Origin of the sequence: Coleofasciculus sp., from assembly GCF_046539235.1 — a bacterium.
Lineage (GTDB): Bacteria > Cyanobacteriota > Cyanobacteriia > Cyanobacteriales > Coleofasciculaceae > Coleofasciculus.
Map to the genome: position 1 here is coordinate 1 of NZ_JBKHHI010000360.1, position 6,873 is coordinate 6,873.

The window sequence follows — 6,873 nt, forward strand, 5'->3', positions numbered from 1 at the left end:
ATTTACCAATGTAGTGGCTATTTCTGGAGTTGTCAACCTTTTGAGGGATTTTTTTTTTGGAGAAGTCATAAACCCTCTCCCAGAGGGCGATCTGAGCTATGGTTAAATTTAGAGCTAACCCAATCAGCTTAAGAAAATTACCCCCGTTTGTCAGATGAGAGCTTTACCGCCATTGATCCTGCTAGATCCGATCCTCCAGAACTGGTTGTTAGAAGATATCGGTCGAGGCGATCGCACTACTCAAGGCTTGTGGGAAGCCCCGGACAAAATTGTCCAAGCCGAATGGACGGCTAAAGCAAGGGGAGTGATTGCTGGATTGCCGATCGCGAAACGGATCTTCCAACTTTTAAGTGATCAAACCAGTTTTGTTGCCGTTGTAGCTGAAGGGGAAGACTGTCATCCTGGACAGGTCATTGCTCGTTTACATGGCTCTCTGGATACCCTCTTAATGGGAGAACGAGTGGCTCTCAACCTAGCGATGCACTTAAGCGGCATTTCTACCCTTACCCGCAAATATGCCGATCAACTTGCTGATCTTCCGACTCAACTCGTCGATACTCGTAAAACCACCCCTGGGCTAAGATTGCTGGAAAAATATGCCACTCAAGTTGGTGGTGCCATTAATCATCGTTTTGGCTTAGATGATGCCGTGATGATTAAAGACAATCATATAGTGGCAGCAGGTAGCATCAAAGACGCGATCGCTCGTATCCGGGAACAAATTCCCTACCCCCTAAGGATTGAAGTCGAAACCGAAACCCTAGAGCAAGTGACAGAAGCCTTAGAGCAGGGGGCTGACATTATCATGCTGGACAATATGCCCTTGGAGAGGATGCGACAGGCGGTACATAAAATTCGCGGCAAAAATGACCGACTCAAAATTGAAGCCTCTGGGAATATCACCCTGGACACCATTCGTGCTGTAGCCCAAACCGGTGTAGACTATATTTCCACGAGTGCCCCCATAACTCGTTCCACTTGGCTGGATTTAAGTATGAACTTACTGGACGAGAATCGCATTTAAAGTTCATTCCCTAATATTTTGATTAAGCCATTTCTCCCTAATTCTTGGCAACCTCTTATCGTTTCAACTCTTTACCTAGCGCAATGACTTCAACCTTGGAACAACTAAAAGCCAAATGTGAGCAAGCATTAATTGCTGCCTTTGGTGAAACGATGGCGGGTACAGATCCAATGTTAGTTCCTGCCAGTAACCCCAAATTTGGTGATTATCAATCGAATGCGGCACTCTCTCTGGCAAAACCGCTAGGTCAACCCCCACGAGCGATCGCACAGATGCTGATCAACCATCTAGATGTTGCTGATATCTGCTACACCCCCACAGTCGCAGGACCCGGTTTTATTAATTTCACCCTCAAATCCGCCTATTTAGAAGCCAAGCTGAATAGGAATCTCACCCACCCTCACTTAGGTGTAGAACCCGCCAAACAGCCCCAGCGAGTTGTTGTGGATTTTTCCAGTCCAAACATTGCCAAAGAAATGCATGTTGGTCATCTGCGCTCCACTATTATTGGGGACTGCATTGCCCGTATTTTGGAATTTCGAGATCATCATGTCCTGCGCCTCAATCATGTCGGAGATTGGGGAACTCAATTTGGCATGTTAATTACCTATCTTCGGGAAGTTTGCCCCGAGGCATTAACCACGGCTGAGGCAGTTGATTTAGGAGATTTAGTCAGCTTTTATCGACAAGCTAAAAAACGGTTTGATAGCGATGAAGCCTTCCAAGAAGCCGCACGACAGGAAGTCGTGAAACTGCAAGCTGGAGCTGAAGATACCAAACGAGCTTGGCAGTTGCTGTGTGAGCAATCCCGGCAAGAATTTCAGGTCATTTATGATTTACTGGATGTGCAGATCACCGAACGGGGTGAATCATTCTATAACCCCTTACTTCCCGATATCGTCAAAGATTTAGAACAATCAGGCTTATTAGTGGAAGACCAAGGCGCTAAATGTGTTTTTTTAGCCGGATTTACCAATAAAAAAGGTGAACCTTTACCCTTAATTGTGCAAAAGTCGGATGGGGGGTATAACTATGCCACAACTGACTTAGCGGCACTACGCTACCGGATTGAGCAAGATGGGGCAAATCGGATTATTTATGTTACTGATGCTGGACAAGCAAATCATTTTGCCCAAGTATTTCAGGTTGCACAACGAGCAGGTTGGTTACCGGAGACTGTTGAAATTGTGCATGTTCCCTTTGGATTGGTACTAGGGGAAGACGGGAAAAAGCTAAAAACTCGGTCTGGAGAGACAGTACGATTGCGGGATTTATTAGATGAAGCGATCGCGCGGGCGCGTGCTGATCTGGAAACTCGCATCCAAGCAGAAGATCGCCAGGAAACCGAGGAGTTCATTAATCATGTGGCTCAAGTCGTAGGTATGGCGGCGGTCAAATATGCTGACCTCAGTCAAAATCGCACCAGCAACTATGTGTTTAGCTTCGATAAGATGCTATCTCTCAAAGGAAATACTGCACCGTATTTGCTGTATGCTTATGCCCGGATTCAAAGTATTGGTCGCAAAGGTGGCATTGATTTTGAGCAGTTAAGAACCTCTACTCAAGTCTCATTGAAAGAAGACCAAGAAGCAACACTAGCTAAACATCTACTACAAGTCACCGAGGTAATTAAAGAAGTTGAGCAAGAGTTATTGCCTAATCGTCTTTGTCAGTATTTGTATGAACTGAGCGAGAAATTCAGTCAATTTTATGACCAATGTCCTGTACTTAAAACGGAGGAATCCGTGCGGTTATCACGATTAATGTTGTGTGACCTAACAGCTCAAACGTTGAAACTGGGATTATCGTTACTCGGTATTTCGGTACTTGAACGGATGTAGAAAACATCCCCTTTTGCCACAGGATAGCCTTTCAGTCTCATCAACCGCAGGTTAAAGAAAGATATAACTTTCCCTCCCCCTGCTTCCCCTGCTCCCCCTGCTCCCCCTGCTTTTCCTATCTACTATGTTTGAGCGCAACTCGGTATGAGATCCTCGACCACATCTTCAGGGATGCGAATTGTGATACTGGTCATATTCACGGAATTTTCACATAAATTGAGCCATTCTTCATCAACGCTTATCCCAAAAGCCTCTGTAGAACGGTTAAGCTACTAGGTAAGACGATATACATCGCTTACTCCCAAGTTGCAATTAGTGTATCTCACTCCTTATCCCGTTCTCAGTGGGTCGAGAACGGGATTTTCCATTATTGGGTGGTACCATTTTGATAAAGAAAAAGGGATAGAGTATCGGGATCAACAACAACAGACAAAGAAGCCATGACCCACGACCAGACCCAACTTTACAGAAACTTCATCGATTTTTCATCTAAACTTCATCGTAGCTACACACAACTTCTGCAACTTGGGTAGATAATAAAAATATAGATGAAATCTTTTTCCCACCCTTGGACGAGTCCCCGAAAGGGGATTTTTTTTTGGCTACATAACTTAACAAAACTTCAACCCAGAATCCCCTTTGCCGGATTCCCAAAAGCGATACCTGTAAGAGGGGGTGACGATTGTACTCACCCTCTGATTAATGAAAATCTCAGCTCAAGCCCTCTGTGTTGGATTACTTGTTTCTGGAGGGTTAACTTCGCCTGTCATTGCCCAAACCCCTGCGTCGGAAACCGATACGCCACGTTTACCAACTCCGGGAACTGCCACAGACTTGACAGTCTTACCCCGTATAGGCGGTCAGTTTACCACCGAAGGAGCAGGCTATCAAGACCCATTTTTTAGTCTGGAAGGCTTTGTTCCAATTACTCAGATTCCCGGAAGTACTCTGACATTTCTGGAAGGACAGTTGCGCCTGTTAACTGACTCCACAATGGGCGGAACGATTCTTCTGGGACAACGGTTTTACAATTCCACTCAAAACCGGATTCTGGGAGGCTATCTTTCCTACGATACCCGTGATACCGGAAACAGCGTGTTTCACCAAATTGGTGCAGGGTTTGAACGACTAGGAGACGATTGGGATTTGCGGGTGAATGCGTATTTGCCAGTGGGTGAACGCCGCCCAGAAGTGGATGAGTCGTTCTCCTTGCGCGGATTTCAGGAGAATAATTTACTTCTCAATCATCGCCAGCGCTTTGAAGCTGCAATGGCGGGATTTGATATTGAAGCGGGGGGACGGTTATTGCGATTAGGGGCGGGAGATTTACGGGGATATGCAGGGTTTTATTACTATGGTGGGGAGGGAACAGATAATGCGATTGGCATTCGAGGGCGATTGGAAGCACATCCCACGGATTATCTGAATCTGGGTTTATCGGTGCAAACTGACCAAATCTTTGACACTCGGATTGTCCTCAGTTTAGGCGCAACCTTTCCTGGAACCCGTCCCCGTGGGGTTGAATCAGCCAGCGCCTTGACACGGATGGGTGAATCGGTAGGACGTATCGCTACAATTATTGTCGATGAACAAACGGAAAATGAACAAGTCGCGGCGATAAACCCGAAAACGGGTCAACCTTGGCAGTTTCAGCATGTCACGTTGGGGATGAGTACAGGAGAGGGTACGTTTGAAACGCCGTTTGGTACAGTGCAGGATGCATTGAGTGTGGCACAAGCTGATGAGATTGTTTATGTGCAAGTGGGTACGACGTCTGAGACAGAAGGCTTTCAGTTTGCTGATGGAGTAACGGTACTCTCCGCAGGTGCAGTTCAACGCATTGATACGCAGCAACTGGGTAGGGTGCAGTTACCCTTATCGGGAAGCGGTAAGTTTCCCACAATTACGGGAACGGTGACGCTAGGAAATAATACCACCCTGTCTGGGTTTGCGATCGCGAATGTCATGGGGAATGGTATCCAAGGCGCGGCTATTGAGAATGTGACGATTCAAGATAACCGCATCACCAACGCCACAGGACAAGGGATTAGTCTCATCGATGTAACTGGAACCAGTGCGATCGCTCGTAATGTTATCACAAATAGCGGTCAGCAAGGCATTTTTATTCAAGCATCGGGAACCACTCAACAAGAACTCACCCTAGATAGTAATCAAATCAGTGACAGTGGTGGTCAAGGTGTTTTTATTCAAGCCTCTGGTGAGGTGCAACAGCAATTAACCGCAACCAATAATCAAATTACTAATAGTGTCGGTCAAGGATTTTATCTGGCTGGGAATAATAATAGTCGTCAAGTATTTGACATTTTAAATACAAGTATTAGTAACACCGTCCTGGATGAAAATGGGGATGGCGGTCAAGGTCTTTTCCTGCAAGCCAATGCCAGCGCTCAGCAAACCTTGACTCTGGAGACCTTAACGATTACTGAAAGTGCAGGTCAAGGCATCTTTATCGCTGCCAATGGTAACGAAAATGACCTGACGCAGCAATCTATCCAAGATTTTAACCTTAGCAACGCCACGGTTAGTGAGAGTACAGGACAGGGGATTTTTATCGCGGCTAATAATAACAGTGAGCAAACCTTTAATATTGATGCCAGTACAATTAACCAGACTCGCCTCGACAGTAATGGGGATGGGGGTCAAGGTGTCTTTATTCAGGGAAATCGCGACGCGGTTCAAGACTTTACCCTCAACAGTACCACAGTTACTAATAGCGCTGGACAAGGTATTTTAATTGCTACCAATGGCGATGAAAATGACTTAACTGCCCAATCAAGACAGGATTTTCAACTCAATAACACTCAAGTTAGTGATCCCGTGGGTCAGGGTATTTTTATTGCCGCGAACAATAACAGTGAACAAGTCTTTACTATCGACAGCAGCACGATTAGAAATGTTGGACTCGATGCCCAAGGCGAAGGCGGACAGGGGATTTTTGTCCAAGGTAACCGTTTGGCACTCCAGGAGTTTCAGATTAATAGTCCCAGGATAACCAATAATGCTGGACAGGGTATTTTTGTGGCTACGAATGGGGATGCAAACGACCTCAGTGTTCAGTCGCGGCAAGAGTTTGGCATCACAGATGCCCAGATTACCAATAGTACAGGTCAGGGGATTTTTATGAGTGCTAATAACAATGGCTCTCAAAAGTTTGAGATTAAAGATAGTACAATTGATGGCACAAGATTGAATGCTCTAGACAGTGGTGGTCAAGGGGTTTTTGTCCAAGCCAATAGCATTGCCCAACAAGACTTCACCATTGAGAATGTCCAAATCAGTGATAGTCAGGGTCAAGGTCTTTTTGTTGGCGCGAATGGGGATGAGAAGAATCCCGAACTCCAATCTCAGCAACGGTTTCAGATTAGTAATGTGCAAATTAGTAATAGCACAGGTCAGGGGATTTTCGTATCGGCGAATAATAATAGCCGCCAGGAGTTTGAGATTGAAACCAGTACAATTAGCGGTACAACTCCCACCAGTGGAACAGATGGAGGTCAAGGCATTTTTGTTCAGGGAAATGCTATGGCGGTACAAGATTATCGGATTAACAATACCATGGTTACGGATAATGCCAGTCAGGGTATCTTTTTGCAAACGAATGGCAATGCTGAAACTCTTGCCGATGTAGAGTTGACAATTTTGGATAAAAATGCTATCCCAGGATTTAATGCCGTACTCAATAGCGATCGCAGCTTCTGCCTTGCTCTAACTGACAATACCAGCACGACAGAGTTCCAGCTTCAGCGCAATACTGGCACATTCGAGGTCGTGAATCTAGATACTCTCACTCAGAATAATACAGGAACCGTTAATTTTGCTCCCACCCCGGAAGATTTTACCGACGTTTCCCAATGTAATTGAAGGTAGGAAGCTAAAAGATAAATATCATATCCTATTGTCGGGGTTGTAGGGGCGGGTTTAGCCGTTTAATGGACGGGTATACCGATAACTTATCAACAAAACCCGCCCTCTTGTCGTTTAGATTTG

Annotated in this window: 3 protein-coding genes; all 3 read left to right on the plus strand. The window is 45.6% G+C overall.

Features of this window, described 5'->3' with window-relative positions; genetic code table 11:
* The first annotated feature begins 154 nt into the window (after nt 1-154).
* The 3 genes from nadC to ACLFWI_RS23860 all read left to right on the plus strand — a co-directional run bounded on the left by nadC (nt 155) and on the right by ACLFWI_RS23860 (nt 6,747).
* Nucleotides 155-1,024: a carboxylating nicotinate-nucleotide diphosphorylase gene (nadC, locus tag ACLFWI_RS23850; protein ID WP_446414995.1), complete on the plus strand. Its 870-nt coding sequence runs from the start codon at nt 155-157 to the stop codon at nt 1,022-1,024.
* An 83-nt stretch (nt 1,025-1,107) separates the two neighbouring features.
* Entirely contained in the window at nt 1,108-2,865 is a 1,758-nt protein-coding gene (gene argS, locus ACLFWI_RS23855; RefSeq protein WP_446414996.1) for an arginine--tRNA ligase, read from the plus strand.
* A gap of 702 nt (nt 2,866-3,567) precedes the next feature.
* Nucleotides 3,568-6,747: a right-handed parallel beta-helix repeat-containing protein gene (locus ACLFWI_RS23860; protein WP_446414997.1), complete on the plus strand. Its 3,180-nt coding sequence runs from the start codon at nt 3,568-3,570 to the stop codon at nt 6,745-6,747.
* Nucleotides 6,748-6,873 lie beyond the last annotated feature (126 nt).